This is a genomic window from Metabacillus sp. Hm71, assembly GCF_051842955.2.
Taxonomy (GTDB): Bacteria; Bacillota; Bacilli; order Bacillales; family Bacillaceae; genus Metabacillus.
In genome coordinates, this window is the sequence record NZ_CM200278.1 from 5,663,340 (window position 1) to 5,683,702 (window position 20,363).

The window sequence follows — 20,363 nt, forward strand, 5'->3', positions numbered from 1 at the left end:
GTTTATCCACCTCTTCTTACACTTCTTGCTTACGGAATTTGCTTTCTTCCAGAAGCTTTTCCATAAAATTGAAGATCTCTTCACCCAGCTCATCATTATTCAGCGCAAATTCAATCGTTGTCTTTACAAATCCCATCTTCTCGCCGACATCATAGCGAATTCCTTCAAAATCAAATGCATAGACATGTTGAATTTTATTTAATTCCTGTATCGCATCTGTCAATTGGATTTCTCCGCCGGCACCTAATTCCTGCTTTTCTAAAAAGCTGAAGATGTCAGGAGTCAGGATATAGCGTCCCATGATCGCAAGATTTGATGGCGCAGTACCAGGAGCAGGCTTTTCAATAAAGTTATTGACTTGATAACGTCGTCCTTCAATAACTTTAGGATCAACAATCCCATAGCGATGAGTTTGGTTATCTGCCACTGTTTGAACGCCAATGACTGAAGAGTTCGTGTTTTCATATTCATCCATCAACTGCTTCAAGCACGGCGTATCACTCACAACAATATCGTCTCCCAGAAGGACAGCAAATGGTTCATTGCCAATAAATTGTTTTGCACACAATACAGCATGGCCTAAGCCTTTTGGTTCCTTTTGACGGATATAGTGGATGTTTGCTAGATTGCTGGAATGCTTGACCTTCTCAAGCAAGTCTGTTTTGCCTTTTTCAGATAAGTTCCGTTCAAGCTCCGGCGCCACATCAAAATGATCTTCAATCGCGCGTTTTCCCTTACCTGTCACGATGATAATATCCTCAATCCCTGAAGCAATCGCTTCTTCTACGATGTATTGGATCGTTGGTTTATCTAAAATCGGAAGCATTTCCTTTGGCATTGCTTTCGTCGCTGGTAAAAATCGAGTTCCTAGTCCTGCTGCTGGAATAATGGCTTTTCTCACTTTTGTCATGTTCAATTCCTCCTATTTATTCAACACTTAGTAAATGTAAAGAGTTAATAGACGGTCTACCCATTGAGTAATATTCAACTTCATAGTTTTTGATTATTGAAAGGTCATAACAATTACGACCGTCAAAAATAACAGGAGTTTTCATCATTTCCTTAAATACTCCAATATCAAGGTCTTTGAATTCATTCCATTCCGTTAAGATTAATGCCGCATCAGCGCCTTTTAAGGCTTCGATCGCACTAGAAACATAGTTGATGTTAGGATCTAAAACGTTTTTGGCATTGTCCATTGCAACAGGATCATAAGCAACGACCTCTGCTCCTTTTACAAGCAATTCTTTCGTAATGACGATGGACGGTGCTTCTCTCATGTCATCTGTGTTAGGCTTAAAGGCCAATCCTAATACAGCAATTCTCTTTCCTTCTAATTGATCGAAGCGACTTTTTAGCTTTTCAAAAAGAATTTCCTGCTGCCTTTGATTGACGCGAATGACGCCCTTTAATAACTCAAAGTCATATTTAACATTGCCGGCAATTTGCACAAGCGCCTTTGTATCCTTCGGAAAGCAGGAGCCGCCATAACCGATCCCGGCATTTAAAAATTGCGAGCCAATTCGTCCATCCTGGCCCATTCCATTGGCAACATCCTCAACATTCGCGCCAAGCTTTTCGCAAATATTGGAAATCTCGTTAATGAAACTGATCTTTGTCGCAAGAAACGCATTTGCCGCATATTTAATCATTTCGGCACTGCGAATATCCGTTTTCATGATCGGAATGCCAAATGGTTTATTAATCTCCTCGATCATTGCGGCTGCCGCTTCATTTTCAGCGCCAACAACGATTCTGTCCCCGTTAAAAGAATCATAGATGGCAGATCCTTCTCGTAAAAACTCTGGGTTTGATACGACATCTACTTTTATCGGATGAACAAGATGCTGTTCGATCACTGATTTGATCCAATCATTTGTGCCAACCGGTACGGTGCTTTTCGTGACGACAACGACATCTTTTTTCACATGTGCTGCAATATCCTTTGCTACCTGCTCAACAAATGTAAGATTAGCTGAACCATCCGCTTTTTCCGGAGTACCTACCGCAATATAGATAACATCTGCCTCGTGAAAGCCTTCATCATGATTGGTTGTAAAGAACAGGCGGTTTTCTTGAATATTTTTTTTCATCAATTCGTCAAGACCCGGTTCATAAATGGGAGAGATCCCTTCACGCATTTTATTTACTTTGACCTGATCAATATCGATACATGTTACATGATGACCAATCTCAGATAAGCATGTACCCGTCACTAACCCAACATAACCAGTTCCAACTACGGCAATTTTCATATTCGTTCACCTTTTTCTAAAGTTATTAATTTTTAAGAGGTATTCACAGAAAAGAATTGACACAAGATTCTTCAACAAATTCAGGCAGTCTAACCAATGATCATGTCGATTTCTTAAATATATCCCCTCTAAACAATTCAGAATATTCAGACATAATTCGACACAAGCCTGCTGTTTTGCACGTGTTGTTTGCAAATATCAGGAGTCATTGTTTTTAAACATAACCTGGCAGCTAAATGTGACTCCTATTTTATTAGAAGAGCCCCAAAAATTTTTTCTGCCTGATTTTACTTGGTTCTTGTCTGTACACCACCTGCCCTTGTGTAAGAAGTTCAGCATTTTCTTGAAAGTAGTAAACGGCTTGGCTGCCAAATTCCTTTTCAATTTTGGAAATCGATTCCACCATCTTAAAGCTTCTTGTGGAAATATTATGGGCATCAGAAGAAATAAAGTGTGTCAAATTCGCTTCAATCAATTTCATAGAAAACCTTTGAATGTTCTTTCCGAAATGCCCGGTAACACTCCCTGCTGTTACCTGTGTCAGCGAGCCTTTTTTGACTAAATTCAGCAACAGATCAGGATTCTCCATCACTTCTGCATTTCTCTCAGGATGAACAATAATCGGTGTCAAACCTTTCATTTGAATATCGAACAACAGCTTTTCCGTATACCTCGGGACATGCCCGGAAGGCAGTTCGATAAATAAATAATTTGTTTGATTGAGTGGAAGAATATCGCCCTTTTCAAAATCCTCCAGCAATTCACCATAGATGCGCGTCTCCTGTCCTGGTAAAACCTCTAACGGGATCTTCTCTTTTTGAAATAAATGATTAAGCTCATCTACCCTCTTTAAAATATCCTGTTTATTATTCCGATATTTACCATTCTGATGATGGGGAGTTGCAATGATCTTGGTGATTCCTTCTTCCACCGCCAGCTTCGCCATATTGATCGCATCTTGTTCAGAATGGGCTCCATCATCCACTCCGGGTAAAATATGACTATGAATATCGATCATTATACTTCCCTCCAAGGAAAATTACTTATTTCATTCATTTCCCTATACGATGCCGCAAAAGGGCAATTTCGAGATTAAAGCAGAAGGAACTATTTTCCACCGTAGTAATAATAATACTGACTGTCCTGAGCCTTCTTGTTGTTTAAAACAACTCCGAGTATTTTCGCTTTTGCACTTTGAAGAAGCTCCTTTGCTTTCTTCGCAGCATCCACTTCTGTTTTTCCCGAACTAACAACCAATACCACACCATCAGTAAGATTTGACAAGACTTGGGCATCTGTTACAGCTAATACAGGCGGCGAGTCCAGAATGATCACATCAAATTCCTGTTTAACCTCCGCAAGCATCGACTGCATCCCTTTTGACCCGAGAAGTTCTGATGGATTTGGCGGGACGGGACCGCTTGTTAAGACAAAGAGATTTTCTTGTGAAGTTGTTTGAATAGCTTCAACAAGCGTTTCTTGTTTTGTTAAAACATTTGATAAACCTATATAATTCTCTTTATTGAATGTGTAATGGACGGTTGGTTTGCGTAAATCCGCATCAATCATTAACACTTTTTTCCCCTGTTGGGCAAAGACAACAGCCAGATTCGCCGTTGTTGTTGATTTTCCTTCAGCCGGCCCAGCGGACGTGACGATGATCGTTTTTACCTCTTCATCAACACTTGAAAATTGAATATTCGTACGGATTGTCCGAAATTGCTCGGCAATCGGTGATTTTGGACTTGTCATAGAAATTAAACTTCTGTTTTGTAATTTAAATGCTTTATTTTTGTCTTTACGAGCCAACTGACTCACCTCGCGTTCTGATTACCGCTGATTGGCTAACCATTTTAGCTGATTCGCCATCCGTATTAATCACCGTAACTGCACCTAATACTGGAAGGCCTAGCTGCTTTTCAATATCCTGTTCTGATTTAATCGTGTTATCTAAATACTCAAGTAAAAATGCCAGTCCGACTCCAAGCATTACCCCTACCATTAAGGCAATGGCCATGTTAAGAATTGGTTTAGGCTTGACTGGTGACAAATCCTCACCAACCTGTGCTTGAGTTAAAATACTTACGTTATCAACACTCATAATCTTCGTAATTTCTGTCTTAAAAATAGCGGCTATGGAATTCGCAATAGCTGCAGCTTGCTGCGGATCCTCATGCTGAACCGCAATATTAACAACTTGTGAATTTTCTTCACTTGATACTGTCACGATTTCGTTTAGTTCCTCAGCAGTCATCGGCAGCTTCTCTTGAGCAATAACTTTATCTAAAATAGCTGGACTCTTGATAATGACGTTATACGTATTAATGAGCTGTAGATTCGTTTGAACCTCATTAGGACTATACACTTGCTGATCAGTTTTTGCTTGATTGACGAGAAGCTGTGTTGATGATTCATAAACCGGTGTGAGCAGAAAATAACTAACAACACCGCTCGTTGAAGTCGCAATTGCTGCAATAAGTAGAATGAGTAAGAGACGTTTCTTGAGTGTCAGAAACAGCTCCTTCAAGCTGATTGTTTCTTCCATGATAACCTCCATCGTTTTAATCAATTACGTTCTAGCAATAGCTGCTAAACAAAAAATTTGTCGAACAGATCTTACTATTGTTACATAATGTGACGTAATTAGGAATATTTCTCAATTACTCCACCTTACGTGACTTATTCTACCATTTTTTTTGGCGATTTCTTTGGGTCATTACGACCAATTTCATTTCCCGATCCTTTTGGGACTGAATTTGCCCCGGTATAAAGGGGAGGGACTAATTGCATAAAAACGTTATTCCAATCAACGCTTTAATCCCCCACCAATTGTAAACGTTACCTATTCAACGCTTACAATTTCGGGAAATATCCGTAGATATACAGTATTTCCAGCGTTTTTGGGCACCTGCTACATAAACATTCATAAAGACAAGTTCTTTTCGAGATGTCATACTATATTAGACAAACACCATCCAAAATTTAGTTGTTGCTTTTTTACAAACTAGTCTATTGGTGATAATTTAGTTGCTTTTAGGTAGTACTAATGGTTCGAATTTTTTAGGCGGTATTTACTAATCGTCAAACGTTTCTTCCAATTTTTTGAATGTTAAATTTAAGTAAAGCTTTGTAAAATATCTGATTATTTTTACAATTCTCAATAGAATTTGATCCTTTGGGTTTTTATTGTTTGGATGTTAGAAAATGGGATAGGTAGAAGGATTTAGGTGGGAAGGGTGGCTATTTGTCTAGGGAGTATCTCTCTGAATACAATCTACTTAAATAATCAAAAGAAAAGAGGAGAGAAAATGGATATAGGGAAGAGATTGAAAGAAATAAGAGTAAGTAAGGGTTGTCATTAACTGTTTTCATAAGTTAGAACAAGTGAAGTACAAATCCTTTAAATGTGAACATTTAGTTTTTATTGAATTATTATCAAGTTTCCCCATTGTACCTAATAGGATTAGATGAAGAAACAATTCATATTGAACCAAAATGGATCGTGTTCATTCAAAAGCTAAAGGAACAGGGGTTTACGCCAAGGGATGTTATGATAAGTGTTGAAAAAGAGTTAAAACTTTCATTAAGAAACAAGTAAACTTTAAAGACATGATTCCCTGTTACGAGATTCCGTTATTGATAGGGTTTGGTATGTAGAAAATAAAATACGAAGGAGAAAAGGTGTAAAAGATGCCTTCACTTCTTCGTATACTTTGCTTGATTTGAACATTCTTATGATTATCCCTGGTATTTCCTTTACTTAATAAGCAATTAATCTTAAAATATCTCCAGCAATTTCTTCGACAGCATTGCGTTGACCTTTTTTATATGTTGTCTTTAAGAATGTATTCTTATCATCCAATACGAAATCTTTAAAGTCGCTTCCACTAATTGCATCAGCGAGATTTTTGTCCTTTAAATACTCAACTGTATTCTTATCCTCTCTCATTCCTTCTCTTTCAATAATTAACAACGGCACTCCAGCTGCGACAGCTTCTCCTATAGTACCCCAGCCTGCCTTGGTGATAAAGAAATCACATGCAGCAATATAAGCGGTATATGTCCAAGCTTCCCTGACTTATTCGATATGAAAAGCAAAGGAGTAAAGGCTGAAATAGATAACAGCTTTTTCTCTGCTTCGCATACATTAAAAGACTATAAAATTTTTGATTGTACTGAAAGTATTATTCAAAAAATGTATAGCTCAATTTTAACTCCTTTTATATTGATAACAAAATATCGTTTAACCAAATCATAAGTTGGTTTAGTTAATAATTACGATCAATGATAAGTGGGTAATCATCTGTTTCGATTTGTTTTGGTATCCAGCTATGTTTGTCCGTAAATCCTACATAAAGCTTTGCAATTATTAGCAGATATACAAGTTGAAAGAAGGATGTTACCATATAATTCTGATTGCTTTTCTGAACCTTTTCTTGAAAAGTCAGCAGAGCTTTATTCTGTAATTTTATATTCCAGTTCTATCAGCTTACCTTTTAATATAGAAATATTTGAACTTAATTAGTAGACGCATAACATAGTTCTTCAATCTCATTCCAGTTCATCAAAACTCGGACGATATCCTCTTCGATGAGCTCGCTGCCGCTTTGCACCTCAATTAGCTCTAGATCTGTTACTGCCTTAAGGGCATGATATTCACCTTTGTTAATTTGAATGACATCATTCGGTCTGACCACGCTCATCTTGCCATTCAACACAAGGACACCTTCTCCTTTGACAATTGTCCATACTTCACTTCGTTGATGATGGAACTGATAACTGAGATTTTTACCGGCTTTTACGCCAATTCGCTTTGTCAGAACTTCGTTTCCGCCGTCAAATTTACTGTGATCAAGGACTTTATACCAGCCCCAGCGACGTTCCTCATACATCGGACGATCGACTAGATTGGATACCACTTCTTTCACGCGAGGACTTGCACTTTTTTCAGTAACCAGGATTCCATCTGGACTTGCCGCCACTACGACATTTGACAATCCCATGACAGCTACTGGAATATCTAATTCATTAATTAAATGCGTGTTTTCACATTCCTGGCTAATTTGACCTTTTCCAATCAATCCAGCTGCCATTTCTTCTGTCAACGTATTCCACGTCCCTAAATCCTTCCAATAACCATCATAAGGAAGAACGACAATTTTCTCAGCCTTTTCCACAACCTCATAGTCAAAGCTAATCTTTGGCAATTCACCATAGCCTTCTAACAATTCATCATAATTGATTGGGAGACCTTTCTCTTCTAGAAGTTTGATGATATATTCCAGTTTAAAAGCAAATACGCCGCAATTCCAAAGGGCTCCATTTTCCATTAACTCATTCGCATGGTTCTCTTTTGGCTTTTCGACAAATCGATTGACAACTTGATATTGACTCGTTTTTGTATCGGGATCAGGTACAATATAGCCATATTTTTCAGAAGGGAATGTCGGCTGAACCCCCATTAATGCAATATCAGCTTGGCTTGTGTTTAGCACATCCTCTATATCAAGCATTCTTTCAAAAAACGAAGCTTCCACATAAGGGTCTACAGGTAAAACGGAAACGACTTCATCCAATGAAGCCTTTTTCACACTGTGCAAATAGGAAGCTGCAAGAATAATGGCAGGAAACGTATCTCTTCTCACTGGTTCAATCACTAAATCTACCGAATTATTCAACTGGCTTTGAATCATATCGACTTGGGATTTGCTAGTGGCAATAATCGTTGAATCTGCCAAACCAACTGTTTTCAACTGCCCCCAAACCCGTTGAACCATTGATTCTAATTGCTGATTTTCGTTTTTTAACACTTTTAAAAACTGTTTTGACCTGGCATTATTTGAAAGTGGCCATAATCGGCTTCCGCTTCCACCGGATAGTAGAATCAACTTCATGCCTGTCCACCTACCTGTTCGATATAAAGTGCAATATCATTTAATAAATCCTGTTTATTACTGACATATTGATTAAAAGTTTGGTTTTTCAAGTTTTCAATTTTATCAATTAAATGTTCATTCTCTTTTAAAACGGTAAGGTACCCTTTTTTCTCAAAGGTTAGGCAAATATCAAGCTGATGGTCATCAACATGTTCTTTAAATTTAGCTAAGCGAGGAACGGCAATAACCTTTTTTTGAGCTTCAAGTGATTTAATAATACTCGATGTGCCACCATGTGTAATAATAATGTCAGCTTTATTGATATTATTGATAAAAAGATCACTATCCATAAAACTCTGGGAAGTAACACCATTTAGCTCACATGTTGTATAGCCACTTTGAATCACGATGTCACCTTTATACGTTTTTCTAAGTTCTTTCACCTGATCAATTATTCGATTAAATGGAAACCTCTGTGTTCCTAATGTAATAAATATCAATATAATCTTCCTTTATAAACGGTATTTGGTACTTTTTGTGATAGTTCATTCCACTGAACATAAAATCGATTGGCGAATTTGCTGCTGATTTTACCTGTTATCGTCAGATTGTTGATTTTAGCTAGGCTCTCGACATAAATGACCTTCGTCCCAAATAATTTTGCTAAGATAATTACTGGCAGTGTGGCGCCTGCACCTGTGCTTAGTAAAAAGTCAGGTTTTACCTTTCGTAATACGTTAAAGGCTGTAAAGATGTTTTTGATAAATTTAAAAATAAAATATTTATCCTTTCGATCTTGCTGAATTAAGTAGAAGATATCTTTGACATTCTTAAATTTATTTTCAAAAGGACTTTTCTCTATTAATACATATCGCTCTGTCTCTTTTCCAACATTTAATTCATTGATCAATACCTTTAATTGTTCTAAATGTCCACCTGTAGAAGAGGTAAATAAAATTCTCATAGATTATATTCTCCTCTCAACTTTTCTAATTTAACGTTCCACTTGTTGATTTTTTCTTGTCGGACTACACCTAATTCCTTCGTAAGCTCTTGATAATCCTCTAAGTAGTGCTTGATACAGTCTTTCATTTGTTCAGGCTGGTTAACCGTAAAGATAAATCCATTTGGGTACAGCTTCCTTAAAGTTTTTGTATCAGATAAAATAACTGGTCTTCCGAAGGATAAGCTTTCCGTCGAGACACTTAATTGAATATTTTCATTCTTTGTTAACCCCATTACTACATCAGCATGCAAGAACAAATATTTGTATTCCTCTGCGCTTATGAAGCCGGAGAATGTAATATTCTTTGGAATCTCCCTATCACCTAATAACTTGAAGGCCTTATTTTTATTCCCTGTTAAAATTAAATGAAGATCCGGATTCATTTTGGCTAATTCCACCAGCTCAAAAATCGGTTCATCCGGGTTATATGAGCAAGGAATTAGAACGTTTGTTTTGCCTTCTTTCAAGAAATCTGAATGGTTTAAACCTAAAATTGCCGTTCGATGCTTTTCTGCCGGCGGATCAGGCAGCACTTCGATTAACTTCGTCGTTACCTTGCCTGTATTCGTGATTTCTTTAAAATAATCCTCGTTATGCACAATGATCAGATCTGAATATTTATCCATAATCTTCCAGATAAAAGGAAGCTTCCCCCAACTCCCCCTTGTTGCGCCATTATGCATATCAAGTATGATTTTTGCTCGTTTATTAAACATCTTAATCAAGGGAAGCAGATAGATAATTAAATTAGGCGGAAGCTGAATGATAAACGTGTCAGATTTTGATTTCAACATAATATTCAGGGACTTGGTAAGACTAGACATATACCTGACAAGTATAGATTGATCCGAATGAATATAATGGATATTACAATCTAGATAACTTGCTAACCGTTCCGCTCTAGATTGATATTTCCCCCATATGATAAATTCCATATTAGATGCTCCTTAATTTTTTTATTGTTCTAGACACCAAGAGTGTGAATCTTATTAAAATAAATAGTTCAACTATATAGAAGGAAACAACGGCGCCTAGGATCCCCCATAAATAGATAAATAGGAAACCCATTAAAATCGACAGGATGGCTGCATATCGTTGTATGATTGATTTCTGCTCAACTGTATCCTCATTAATTAATAAAGATCCAAACCCATTGATTAAAATCCGGATTGGGACAAAAAAGATCATGATGGAAAAATAAATACTTGCGTCTAGCAAATCATCCCCATATGCCAGCTGAATGATCTCCTGGCCAAAATAACTGATGATCGAAATGGGAATTACCGATAACAGAGCTAACATGATCGTCGTTTTTCTGAACGCCGCAAAATAGTCATAGCGATAGTTTTGGTGAATCTTTGGAAGCATATAGGTTTGAAAATAAAGAAGCAGAAAAACACTTGCTACATTCATGAAATTAAAAACAGCAGAATAATAGGCTGCTTCTGTATCCATTTGTAAAAGACCAAACAGGATAATATTCACCTGAAAATAAATTTGGTAATAGATGCTGGCCCCTGCGTATGGGACAGTAAACGTAAAGGCCGATTTTACATCGGTTATAACCGAATCCTGGTAGTTGTTCTTTTTTTGCTTCAGATCCCTAAATGAAACAAGCGAAATATAAATCGAAAGAAGCGATAGAGCACCAGCTAGAATTAAAAAATCCAATCCATTAAAAGGTAAGAAGATTAAGAGAACAGCTGCCAATAGTCTCGCAAACTGCTGGTAAAACCGTAATAAACTCAAAGAGATCATTTGATCATTGATCTGGAAAACAGCTTCTGTAACAGGCGTAAAAATCCTTGTTACTAATAGAACAATCGAAAATATCAAGAGAATAATGATTAAATCATCAACAACAGTAAGAAAGAAAAGACTAAATATAATAACTGAACATAAACTTGTGATCATCAGTAAAGTAAAAATAGGTTTTATCGATTGTTTAAGATCAAATTTGTTATAGATTCTTAGAAGATTGGGACCAATCCCAAACGAGCCAATCGTACCGAAAATAACAATTGCGGTTATAATGACATTTAAGGTCCCAAACTCCTCAACCGTAACATTCTTTGCCAGAATGACCTGATAGATAAAACCTGATAATACTGACAATAACTGAAATAAATAAAGAAAAATCAGTTTCATGTAAATAACACTACTTTGACATGCTGACTACGCACCTCATCAACATAATATTGAATCTTCGGCGAGTAATTTAGAGCTTCACATGGAAGATTTGCTTCTTCCGCAATGACTGCAACATGCAATCTTGACGTGAAAACAAAGTTTGATTCACAGATCACTTTCATCTTTTCAATGATGTCTGTACTCTTGTTGTAGACGACATCCAAGTCCGTTTTTTCCACTAGCAAATCATAAAGGGTTTGATTGATATCGGCGTCAAAATAGGAATCGACATCAAACATCACGATTTTCTTTAATCCTTTTTCCTTCGCTAGCTTCAAAATATAATCAACCACATAATTTGGGTCATTCCATTCCTTGCAGTCGTACCTTTTTAAATCTCTCCATCCCAATGCTAGATATGGGTCCTTACGATTCACTGTGAATTTTTCCTGTTTAATAATGTTCCCGATTGACTTAATCGCTAAGTCATCTTCCTTCACAATTCTCTTCTTATCCTTGGTAAATTTCTTGGCCCTGTTAAAGGATTGTTCATCTCTAACTGTGATTTCATCCGCAATCGATAATAATATTTTCGTTTTGAAGATCCTTGATTTTCGCTTTAAATTTCCAATCCCAATCGCTTTATATTTCACCTTTTTTCCTAAGAGCTTGGCCATGACCATGTATTTAAAGAAGCCATCGCCATCTTCATCAGTAAAGCATGTGCCGCCACCAAAGATGACTTCTTTTGATTGCAAAATTAAGCGAAGTGCGAATGTAATTTTAGTAAATTTCCCATCAGGCCAAGTTAAAAATTTGATGTTCTTGTCTTGACCTGGCAGAGGGTTATCTTTAAACTGAATGACCGTTCTTTTTTCATTCGTACCTGTTTCCAATAATGTCTTCAGCATTAAATCATCGCCTAGATTCAGCATGCCGTAATAACCTAAATATGTTTTACTCATTTTGCTCACCCTCATCGTATCGAAGCTGATACGCTAAAATTAATATGATTGTCATGAAATATATATTTTGATTATTATACATTGACAAGTTGAACATATAATAAACGAGTTAGTAATTGTCACAAGAAATAAAATGATAGGAACTTCCGTTAACTAAACCGTATATATAAAAGTTTGAAAGAATAAAAAACTATTCACCAAAAATTTAGTGCCTAAAAATATGTTAGATAACTTTGGTGAATTTAAACAGAAAAAAACTGTTAGAAATCTACAAGACTCCTTTTCATTGATAAGGGGCAAAAATAAAAATAACAATATCCCTTATATAAAAATATTATTATGAAAAATAATAAAAATGATTTCTATAAAGTTATGGGTAAAGCTTTCGATTTGCACATAACTTTCATCAATACGCATTACCTCTTATTAATGTAATAACGGTCATAAATACAATCTTAATATCAAAGAGGATCGACCTTTGTTTAATATAAGTAAGATCTAATTCTACCATTTCCTCAAAACCTACACTGTTTCTAACCGTAGCCTGCCATAGGCCTGTACAACCGGGCTTTACGAGCAGCCGTTGTTTGTGATAATCGTTATACTCTGCTACCTCTCGTGGCAGCGGGGGACGAGGCCCTACCAAGCTCATGCTGCCATTTAACACATTAAAAAATTGTGGCAATTCATCAATGGAGGTTTTCCTAATGATTTTCCCGACCTTTGTTATCCTAGGATCATCCTTCATCTTAAACATGGCGCCCTCTACTTCATTTTGTGCCAGCAGCTTTTCCAGCCGCGCTTCTGCATCATGCACCATCGATCGGAACTTGTACATTTTAAATTCCTTCCCATTAAGTCCCACTCTTGCTTGCGAAAAGAAGATTTTTCCTTTTGGATCTTCAAGCTTGATTAAGAGTGCGACGAGAAGAAACAACGGAAGGCAGATAAAAATGCCGATAACTGAACCGACAATATCTATCAATCTCTTCCATCTTTCATAGGATTGGGTGCTTGCTAATTTTTTTTCAATGGATGGATCTATATATGAAATAGCTGTTGCTGAAGACTCCTTCATTGTTTATCCACTCCTTCTTACACTTCTTGCTTACGGAATCTGCTTTCTTCCAGAAGCTTTTCCATAAAGGAGTAGATCTCTTTACCCAATTCATCATTATTTAGAGCAAATTCAATTGTAGTCTTTACAAACCCTATCTTTTCTCCTACATCATAACGCAATCCTTCAAAGTCAAATGCATACACATGTTGAATTTTATTTAATTCTTGAATAGCATCTGTCAATTGAATTTCTCCACCGGCACCTAATTCCTGATTCTCTAAAAAGCTGAAGATATCAGGAGTCAGGATATAGCGTCCCATGATCGCAAGGTTTGACGGCGCTGTACCAGGAGCAGGCTTTTCAATAAAGTTATTCACTTGATAACGTCTTCCTTCAATGCTTTTTGGATCAACAATTCCATAGCGATGGGTTTGGTTATCTTCCACTGTTTGAACGCCAATAACTGAAGAGTTGGTATGTTCATACTCATCGATCAGCTGCTTTAAGCACGGTGTATCACTCACAACAATATCGTCCCCCAACAGGACCGCAAATGGTTCATTGCCAATAAATTGTCTTGCGCACAATACCGCATGGCCTAAGCCCTTTGGTTCTTTTTGACGAATATAATGGATGTTTGCTAGATTGCTGGAATGCTGGACTTTCTCAAGCAAGTCAGTTTTTCCCTTTTCAAATAAGTTCCGTTCAAGCTCCGGTGCCACATCAAAGTGATCTTCAATGGCACGTTTCCCCTTACCTGTTACGATGATAATATCCTCAATCCCTGAAGCAATCGCTTCTTCAACAATGTATTGAATCGTTGGTTTATCTAAAATCGGAAGCATTTCCTTTGGCATTGCTTTCGTTGCTGGTAAAAATCGAGTTCCTAATCCTGCTGCTGGTATAATTGCTTTTCTTACTTTTTTCATTCTGAATCCCCCTTGTTATTTAACATCCAAAACAACATTATTTATAATAGAAGGTCTTCCCATTGAGTAATATTCCACTTTAAAGTTTTTGACTACATCAAGATCAAAACAATTACGACCATCAAAAATAATGGGTAGTTTCATATTATCTTCAAATATACGTATATCTAAATCTCTAAACTCATTCCATTCTGTAAGAATTAATGCTGCATCTGATCCTTTTAAAGCATCAATGGTATCTGATACATAGTTAACTTTAGGGTCCAATATATTCTTAGCATTATTCATTGCTACTGGATCGTAAGCAAACACTTTTGCTCCTTTTTCAATTAAATATTTTGTAATAACAATAGAAGCTGCTTCTCTCATATCATCTGTGTTCGGTTTAAACGCTAAACCTAATACTGCAATATTTTTCCCTTCTAGATTATTAAATCGCTCTTCCAGCTTATTTAATATAATTTCTTGTTGTTTTTGGTTCACTCTTATTACACCTTTTAAAAGTTCAAAATCATACTCTACGTTACCTGCAATTTGGACAAGAGCCTTTGTATCTTTTGGAAAGCAAGAGCCGCCATATCCAATTCCAGCGTTTAAAAATTGTGAACCGATTCTGTTATCTTGTCCCATTCCATTAGCAACATCCTCAACATTTGCTCCGACCTTTTCGCAAATGTTTGAAATTTCATTAATAAAACTTATCTTAGTCGCAAGAAAAGCATTTGCTGAATACTTAATCATTTCAGCACTTCGAATATCAGTTTTAAATACCGGTATTCCAAAAGGTTTATTAATTTCCTCTATAGTATTTGCTGCCTTATCATTCTCTGCTCCAACTACAATACGATCTCCATGAAAAGAATCATAAATTGCAGAACCTTCACGCAGAAATTCAGGATTTGATACTATATCAACTTCTACATTATTTACTAGATTTGTTTGAATAACTTCTTTAATCCAATCGTTCGTTCCTACAGGAACTGTACTCTTCGTAACAACTATTACATCTTTTTCAACATGTTTCGCAATGTCTTTAGCCACTTGTTCGACGAATAAAAGATTTGCCGAACCATCCTCTTTTTCGGGAGTACCTACAGCTATATAGATGACGTCTGCATCTTTAAATCCTTCATCATGATTAGCTGTAAAAAACAAACGTCCTTCATTTATATTTTTCTTCATTAATTCATCTAGACCTGGTTCATAAATCGGAGATATACCTTCGCGCATTTTATTTATTTTGTTTTGATCGATATCAATGCACGTTACAGTATGTCCAATTTCAGATAAGCATGTACCAGTAACTAAACCTACATATCCAGTTCCTACTACAGCAATTTTCATATATATTCACCTTTTTCTATTTATTTAAAATGTAAAATTTCTAGCGGAAATACACTTTATTCACTAAATTCATTTAGATTAAATATCTTTGTTTTGCTTTTCAAACTCACGACTATTTAAGTCATCCTAACGCATTATTAAGACAAAATTTTTTTATAAAGGAGGCACCCAAAGTTAGACTGAGTACCTCCACCGGTTCAATTAATTTAAATTAATACTTAAAATATGCCTAAAAACTTTTTACGTTTTATTTGGTTTGGTTCCGGTTTATAAACTGTTTGACCTTTTAAAAGAAGTTCAGCATTTTCTTGAAAAAAATATACTATCTGACTTCCAAACTCCTTTTCTAAAACAGAAATCGATTCCTTAATTCGAAAGCTTCTTGAGGAGATATTGTGAGCATCTGAAGATATAAAATGAGTTTGATGTGATTCTATAAGCTGGGTCGAGAACCTCTGAATTTTTTTCCCAAAATGTCCCGTAATACTACATGCTGTAATTTGAGTTAGAGAACCTTTTTTAACCAAATTAAATAAAATCTCAGGATTTTCTATTATTTCCGAATTCCTCTCAGGATGTACAATCACAGGAGTTAATCCATTTAATTGAACATCATAAAGGAGCTTTTCCGTATATCTTGGTACATGTCCTGAAGGCAATTCAATGAATAAATATTTTGTGTTATTAAGAGGAAGAATATCTCCCTTAACAAAATCTTCTATCAGTTCACCATAGATCCTTGTTTCCTGCCCTGGTAGAACCTCTAAAGAAATATTCTCTTGCTGAAGAATCATGTTAAATTCTGATACTCTTTCTATAATATTTTGCTTTTTATTTATATATTTACCATTTTGATGATGAGGTGTAGCAATGATCTTTGTAATACCTTCTTCAACTGCAAGCTTAGCCATACTAATCGCATCTTCAACTGTTTGTGCCCCGTCGTCCACTCCAGGTAAAATGTGACTATGTATATCTATCAATCTACCTACCTCCAATTTGAATATATTGGTTAAAATCCGATACTATTTCTCTATAATTTTACATAAATTACATCCTAATACACAAAAAAAACAAAAGAAAAGAGGGGGTTTTTATCGAATTGTGATTATTTTCCCCCATAGTAGTAATAATATTGACTATCTTGCGCCTTTTTGTTGTTTAATACCACACCTAGTATTTTTGCTTTAGCACTTTCAAGTAGCTCTTTCGCTTTCTTTGCTGCATCAATCTCTGTATTTCTGCTGCTAACAACAAGCACAACTCCGTCTGTTAAGTTCGACAATACTTGAGCATCTGTAACAGCTAACACAGGTGGCGTATCAAAGATGATGACATCATATTCATTCTTCGCTTGCTCAATCATTGCCTGCATTCCTTTAGAACCTAATATTTCCGATGGGTTTGGAGGAATTGGACCGCTGGATAATATCCAAAGTTTATCTTGAGATGTTGTTTGAACTGCCTCCTCAAGAGTTGATTGTCTTGTTAACACATTCGATAATCCAATATGATTTTCAAGTCTGAATGTGTAATGCACAGTTGGTTTACGTAAATCTGCATCTACTAATAGGACACGTTTTCCTTGCTGTGCAAACACAACAGCCAAGTTAGCAGTCGTCGTTGACTTCCCTTCTCCTGGACCTGATGAAGTGACAATCATCGTTTGCAACTCTTCATCAACACTTGAAAATTGGATATTGGTACGGATTGTCCGAAATTGCTCTGCGATTGGCGATTTCGGGTTTGTCATCGAGATTAAACTTCTATTTTGTAATTGAAATAATTGTTTCCGATCCTTACGAGCCAACAGACTCACCTCGCGTTCTTAACGTTGTTGCGTTACTAGGTTGCTCTTTCATCTCATCATTCATTGAAATTGTTGTAATTGCACCCAATACCGGAAGGCCAAGCTGAGTTTCAATGTCCTTTTCGGTTTTGATTGTGTTATCTAAATATTCGAGTAAGAATGCTAAACCTACTCCAACCATTAAGCCAACTATTAAGGCAATACCCATGTTCAAGGCCGGCTTTGGTTTAATTGGTGATGGGTCTTCTCCAACTTGGGCTTGTGTTAGAATGGAAACATTGTCAACATTCATAATTTTTGTTATCTCAGTTTGGAATATTTTAGCGATTGCATTCGCAATATTAGCTGCTTTTTGTGGATCCTCATTTTGCACTGATATATTAACTACTTGTGAATTTTGTTCACTAGAAACTGTAATTAACTCGTTTAGATCCTTAGATGTTGTATTTATTTTTTCTTCTTCAACGACTTTATCTAATATGGCTGGACTTTTGATAATGGCGGTATAGGTGTTAATTAATTGAAGATTTGTTTGGACCTCATTATAATTATAAACTTGTTCTTCACTTTTAGATTGACTCACTAATATTTGTGTTGAAGACTGATATATTGGTGTCAAAAGAAAATAACTTACAATACCACTCGTTGTCGTTGCAATTGCTGCAATGATTATAATAAGTGAAAGACGTTTCTTTAATGTAAGAAATAGTTCTTTCAAGCTAATTGTACCTTCCATGTTAACCTCCAGAAATTTTAATCTATAAATTTAATATGACTAATTTATTATAATGAATATCACCCTTTATATCTACCAAGAAAGTACATTTTTTTACAAAAAAGCATGTGATTCATCCTATTATTCAATTAAAAAACTTATTCTATCATCTATTTGTATTTTTTCACAATTATTTTTGGGTAATTTGAATCAAACAAAAAAGGAAAGAGTTATTCGATTACCTGATTCAAAAGCTCTATTTTTATAATTTTTTCATTAAATTTAAATTAACATCGTATTAAAGTGTCACGCTTTTACTGTGGTACCGCAAAATCCACAATAAATAAGTAAAAATAAATAACAAAAAGGATTTTTGGGATTTTTATTGCAGTTATTGATCATTAAAAAGTTAACAACTTACAAGTTTTTTAACTATTCATCATTACACAGTTGAATGAGTTGGAAAGTTTAACAAGATTCACCCAACATGTAAAAGATGAAAAAGAACTTCAAATGTTTATTAGAATTAAATGCCATATTACAACGTAGCTTCCAAAAAAACTGAGTAGACTTTCACCTAAATTGATTCAGAAAATGTGTGTCTTAATGAAAGAATTTGGCATAATTCAAATTCTAATTAAGTTAAAATTGCGGTCTTTAATCAAAACTTTTGTTAATTTATTGTTCCGAATTAGGACATTTTTTAATTATCATTTAAATATTTGGCTTTATTTTTAACCTCCAAGTAACTGCTTAAACGGTGTTATTTTTAATTTTTAGCGAATCTTGAACTTTAGAAATATAAAAACCTACTAATATAAGCAAAATACCAGTGTAGTTTAAGCCGAAGGTTGCTTCTTGGAATAAAGAAATTGTGAATAAAGCAAATACAATACCAGATAATGCAATATAGGTAAAATCAATTTTCGGTAGTTCACTATAAGCAAGCTTAAGTAAATATCTGATGCATCCTACAAGGAATAAAACATAAATTATTGTTCCTGGATAACCAAGCTGATAAATCATGGTACCAAAGAAACTCTCTGCACCCATATGGAGAATTGAAAGTGGAGATATATTGTATTTCATAGCATAATACACACCACCGTTCCCAATACCATTACCTAATGGATGTGTTGGAGAATTAAGAAGTGGCTCAATGAAACCATTAAAATGTACAATTATACTTGATTTAATACCGCTGTTTTTTAGGAAAAAGAATACAAATACAATTGCACTTATAAAGGTTGTAATAAAAAATCTAGGGTGAAATTTAATTCTATATAAAGCAATTATCCAAACATATACAAGTACTAGTATCCCTAAAGCTCCTTTTCCAAGTGTCCATAATAAACCAATAAACAATAAAAATCTTACCATAAACATCAATTTTGATTTAAGGAACAATGAACATATTATTGCTGACATAATGAAATAACTCAAATTAATAGTATCGAAGAAAAATGAAAACATTCTTGGAATGTAATACTGACCAATTGGAGTACTCCAGTCAGGGTGATCAGTATACGCGGTTCCTTTAGCTTGCATAACATATCCTAAGTTAAACCATTCTTTCCATATATGAGAAGATCGGTCAATGATGAAAAATAAAAAGCCGAAAATAACTGATATTATACCTAATACTACAACAAATGAAAGTAAGGTATTAACCCTGTGTTGATGTTTCTTTATTGCAAAAAACAATAATCTTCCTAAAAAGTAAGATACAAAAAGTATGGCAAATCCTCTCATGTAATAAAACTTACTTTCCATGTCTGCTGAGGAAGTAACGAAGCTATATAGTAAGTAAATAATAAAAAAAGGTAATAATTTTTCGAACTTTATTAAATTAAAATTTTTCGCATATCGAATATAAAGCGCAGCAATTAATAGTATTGCAAAAACTTCTTTATACACCATTAGCATTTTAATATTTTCACCATTAACCTGATACTCAAAAAGGTTCATGCCTAGTCCAGCTAGGATGTTTTGAGAAGCAATTAAAAACACTAAATGGTAAAATAGGTAAATTGGAGTTTTAAAGTAATTTACAAACAATAAAACCATAATAAATGACACTAATATTAAACCTGCAAAAGGAATACTTAATTCATGAAGGTTAGAAATCAAAGTATATAACAATATATGCGGAATCAATAAAAATACAAGATAGATTGGAAGAGATTTATTCTCTTTAACAGACAAATTTCCTTGTTCAAGAGCATATTCCATTTCTTAACCCCTTTTTCTAGTTTTGTAACAAACACGTAAAC

The 20,363-nt window shown here is 35.3% G+C and carries 19 protein-coding genes; all 19 read right to left on the reverse strand.

The annotated features are described in order from the left end of the window. Positions 1 to 16 precede the first annotated feature (16 nt). Positions 17 to 910 carry a UTP--glucose-1-phosphate uridylyltransferase GalU gene (galU, locus tag ACSVDH_RS27785; protein WP_439250765.1) on the reverse strand — a complete coding sequence of 298 codons (894 nt, stop codon included), beginning with the start codon at positions 908 to 910 and terminating at the stop codon, positions 17 to 19. Between the two features lie 16 nt (positions 911 to 926). Then, positions 927 to 2,255 (reverse strand): UDP-glucose dehydrogenase family protein, encoded by a 1,329-nt coding sequence (locus ACSVDH_RS27790; RefSeq protein ID WP_439250766.1) that lies wholly within the window; start codon positions 2,253 to 2,255, stop codon positions 927 to 929. Between the two features lie 253 nt (positions 2,256 to 2,508). Next, entirely contained in the window at positions 2,509 to 3,273 is a 765-nt protein-coding gene (locus ACSVDH_RS27795) for a tyrosine-protein phosphatase (RefSeq protein ID WP_299094518.1), read from the reverse strand. 89 nt (positions 3,274 to 3,362) lie between these two features. Beyond that, positions 3,363 to 4,064 carry a CpsD/CapB family tyrosine-protein kinase gene (locus tag ACSVDH_RS27800; protein WP_439250768.1) on the reverse strand — a complete coding sequence of 234 codons (702 nt, stop codon included), beginning with the start codon at positions 4,062 to 4,064 and terminating at the stop codon, positions 3,363 to 3,365. Further along, positions 4,054 to 4,800 carry a YveK family protein gene (locus ACSVDH_RS27805; RefSeq protein ID WP_439250770.1) on the reverse strand — a complete coding sequence of 249 codons (747 nt, stop codon included), beginning with the start codon at positions 4,798 to 4,800 and terminating at the stop codon, positions 4,054 to 4,056. Before ACSVDH_RS27805 ends, ACSVDH_RS27800 begins: the two co-directional genes overlap by 11 nt. A gap of 1,215 nt (positions 4,801 to 6,015) precedes the next feature. Continuing rightward, entirely contained in the window at positions 6,016 to 6,303 is a 288-nt protein-coding gene (locus tag ACSVDH_RS27810; protein WP_439250928.1) for a glycosyltransferase family protein, read from the reverse strand. 469 nt (positions 6,304 to 6,772) lie between these two features. Next, positions 6,773 to 8,149, reverse strand: a complete 1,377-nt coding sequence (locus ACSVDH_RS27815; protein WP_439250772.1) for a sugar phosphate nucleotidyltransferase — start codon at positions 8,147 to 8,149, stop codon at positions 6,773 to 6,775. Continuing rightward, positions 8,146 to 8,631, reverse strand: a complete 486-nt coding sequence (pssE, locus tag ACSVDH_RS27820) for a PssE/Cps14G family polysaccharide biosynthesis glycosyltransferase (protein ID WP_439250774.1) — start codon at positions 8,629 to 8,631, stop codon at positions 8,146 to 8,148. Before pssE ends, ACSVDH_RS27815 begins: the two co-directional genes overlap by 4 nt. Further along, positions 8,628 to 9,095, reverse strand: a complete 468-nt coding sequence (gene pssD, locus ACSVDH_RS27825; RefSeq protein WP_439250776.1) for a PssD/Cps14F family polysaccharide biosynthesis glycosyltransferase — start codon at positions 9,093 to 9,095, stop codon at positions 8,628 to 8,630. The genes pssE and pssD overlap by 4 nt, the downstream gene beginning before the upstream one ends. Continuing rightward, on the reverse strand, positions 9,092 to 10,072 hold the full coding sequence (locus tag ACSVDH_RS27830) for a glycosyltransferase (protein WP_439250778.1): 981 nt from the start codon (positions 10,070 to 10,072) through the stop codon (positions 9,092 to 9,094). The genes pssD and ACSVDH_RS27830 overlap by 4 nt, the downstream gene beginning before the upstream one ends. 1 nt (position 10,073) lies before the next feature. Next, a complete protein-coding gene (locus ACSVDH_RS27835) occupies positions 10,074 to 11,285 on the reverse strand; it encodes an oligosaccharide flippase family protein (RefSeq protein WP_439250779.1) in 1,212 nt (403 codons plus the stop codon). Continuing rightward, positions 11,282 to 12,232 carry a polysaccharide pyruvyl transferase family protein gene (locus ACSVDH_RS27840; RefSeq protein WP_439250780.1) on the reverse strand — a complete coding sequence of 317 codons (951 nt, stop codon included), beginning with the start codon at positions 12,230 to 12,232 and terminating at the stop codon, positions 11,282 to 11,284. Before ACSVDH_RS27840 ends, ACSVDH_RS27835 begins: the two co-directional genes overlap by 4 nt. Before the next feature lie 406 nt (positions 12,233 to 12,638). Further along, positions 12,639 to 13,310: a sugar transferase gene (locus ACSVDH_RS27845; protein ID WP_439250781.1), complete on the reverse strand. Its 672-nt coding sequence runs from the start codon at positions 13,308 to 13,310 to the stop codon at positions 12,639 to 12,641. Positions 13,311 to 13,327: 17 nt separating this feature from the next. After that, positions 13,328 to 14,221, reverse strand: a complete 894-nt coding sequence (gene galU, locus ACSVDH_RS27850) for a UTP--glucose-1-phosphate uridylyltransferase GalU (RefSeq protein WP_439250782.1) — start codon at positions 14,219 to 14,221, stop codon at positions 13,328 to 13,330. Positions 14,222 to 14,236: 15 nt separating this feature from the next. Then, a complete protein-coding gene (locus ACSVDH_RS27855; RefSeq protein ID WP_439250783.1) occupies positions 14,237 to 15,565 on the reverse strand; it encodes a UDP-glucose dehydrogenase family protein in 1,329 nt (442 codons plus the stop codon). Positions 15,566 to 15,783: 218 nt separating this feature from the next. After that, positions 15,784 to 16,548 carry a tyrosine-protein phosphatase gene (locus ACSVDH_RS27860; RefSeq protein WP_439250784.1) on the reverse strand — a complete coding sequence of 255 codons (765 nt, stop codon included), beginning with the start codon at positions 16,546 to 16,548 and terminating at the stop codon, positions 15,784 to 15,786. A 125-nt stretch (positions 16,549 to 16,673) separates the two neighbouring features. Further along, a complete protein-coding gene (locus ACSVDH_RS27865) occupies positions 16,674 to 17,375 on the reverse strand; it encodes a CpsD/CapB family tyrosine-protein kinase (protein ID WP_439250786.1) in 702 nt (233 codons plus the stop codon). Continuing rightward, positions 17,365 to 18,111, reverse strand: a complete 747-nt coding sequence (locus tag ACSVDH_RS27870) for a YveK family protein (RefSeq protein ID WP_439250787.1) — start codon at positions 18,109 to 18,111, stop codon at positions 17,365 to 17,367. The genes ACSVDH_RS27865 and ACSVDH_RS27870 overlap by 11 nt, the downstream gene beginning before the upstream one ends. A gap of 732 nt (positions 18,112 to 18,843) precedes the next feature. Next, positions 18,844 to 20,322: a hypothetical protein gene (locus ACSVDH_RS27875; RefSeq protein ID WP_439250789.1), complete on the reverse strand. Its 1,479-nt coding sequence runs from the start codon at positions 20,320 to 20,322 to the stop codon at positions 18,844 to 18,846. Positions 20,323 to 20,363: the final 41 nt, after the last annotated feature.

What these genes read in the sequence shown, in the direction of transcription:
- ACSVDH_RS27795 (WP_299094518.1), bottom strand. Translation starts at nt 3,273, where the DNA reads ATGATCGATATTCATAGTCATATTTTACCCGGAGTGGATGATGGAGCC.
- ACSVDH_RS27790 (WP_439250766.1), bottom strand. Translation starts at nt 2,255, where the DNA reads ATGAAAATTGCCGTAGTTGGAACTGGTTATGTTGGGTTAGTGACGGGT.
- ACSVDH_RS27845 (WP_439250781.1), bottom strand. Translation starts at nt 13,310, where the DNA reads ATGAAGGAGTCTTCAGCAACAGCTATTTCATATATAGATCCATCCATT.
- ACSVDH_RS27805 (WP_439250770.1), bottom strand. Translation starts at nt 4,800, where the DNA reads ATGGAAGAAACAATCAGCTTGAAGGAGCTGTTTCTGACACTCAAGAAA.
- ACSVDH_RS27815 (WP_439250772.1), bottom strand. Translation starts at nt 8,149, where the DNA reads ATGAAGTTGATTCTACTATCCGGTGGAAGCGGAAGCCGATTATGGCCA.
- pssD (WP_439250776.1), bottom strand. Translation starts at nt 9,095, where the DNA reads ATGAGAATTTTATTTACCTCTTCTACAGGTGGACATTTAGAACAATTA.
- ACSVDH_RS27855 (WP_439250783.1), bottom strand. Translation starts at nt 15,565, where the DNA reads ATGAAAATTGCTGTAGTAGGAACTGGATATGTAGGTTTAGTTACTGGT.
- ACSVDH_RS27840 (WP_439250780.1), bottom strand. Translation starts at nt 12,232, where the DNA reads ATGAGTAAAACATATTTAGGTTATTACGGCATGCTGAATCTAGGCGAT.
- galU (WP_439250782.1), bottom strand. Translation starts at nt 14,221, where the DNA reads ATGAAAAAAGTAAGAAAAGCAATTATACCAGCAGCAGGATTAGGAACT.
- ACSVDH_RS27835 (WP_439250779.1), bottom strand. Translation starts at nt 11,285, where the DNA reads ATGAAACTGATTTTTCTTTATTTATTTCAGTTATTGTCAGTATTATCA.
- ACSVDH_RS27870 (WP_439250787.1), bottom strand. Translation starts at nt 18,111, where the DNA reads ATGGAAGGTACAATTAGCTTGAAAGAACTATTTCTTACATTAAAGAAA.
- ACSVDH_RS27875 (WP_439250789.1), bottom strand. Translation starts at nt 20,322, where the DNA reads ATGGAATATGCTCTTGAACAAGGAAATTTGTCTGTTAAAGAGAATAAA.
- ACSVDH_RS27830 (WP_439250778.1), bottom strand. Translation starts at nt 10,072, where the DNA reads ATGGAATTTATCATATGGGGGAAATATCAATCTAGAGCGGAACGGTTA.
- galU (WP_439250765.1), bottom strand. Translation starts at nt 910, where the DNA reads ATGACAAAAGTGAGAAAAGCCATTATTCCAGCAGCAGGACTAGGAACT.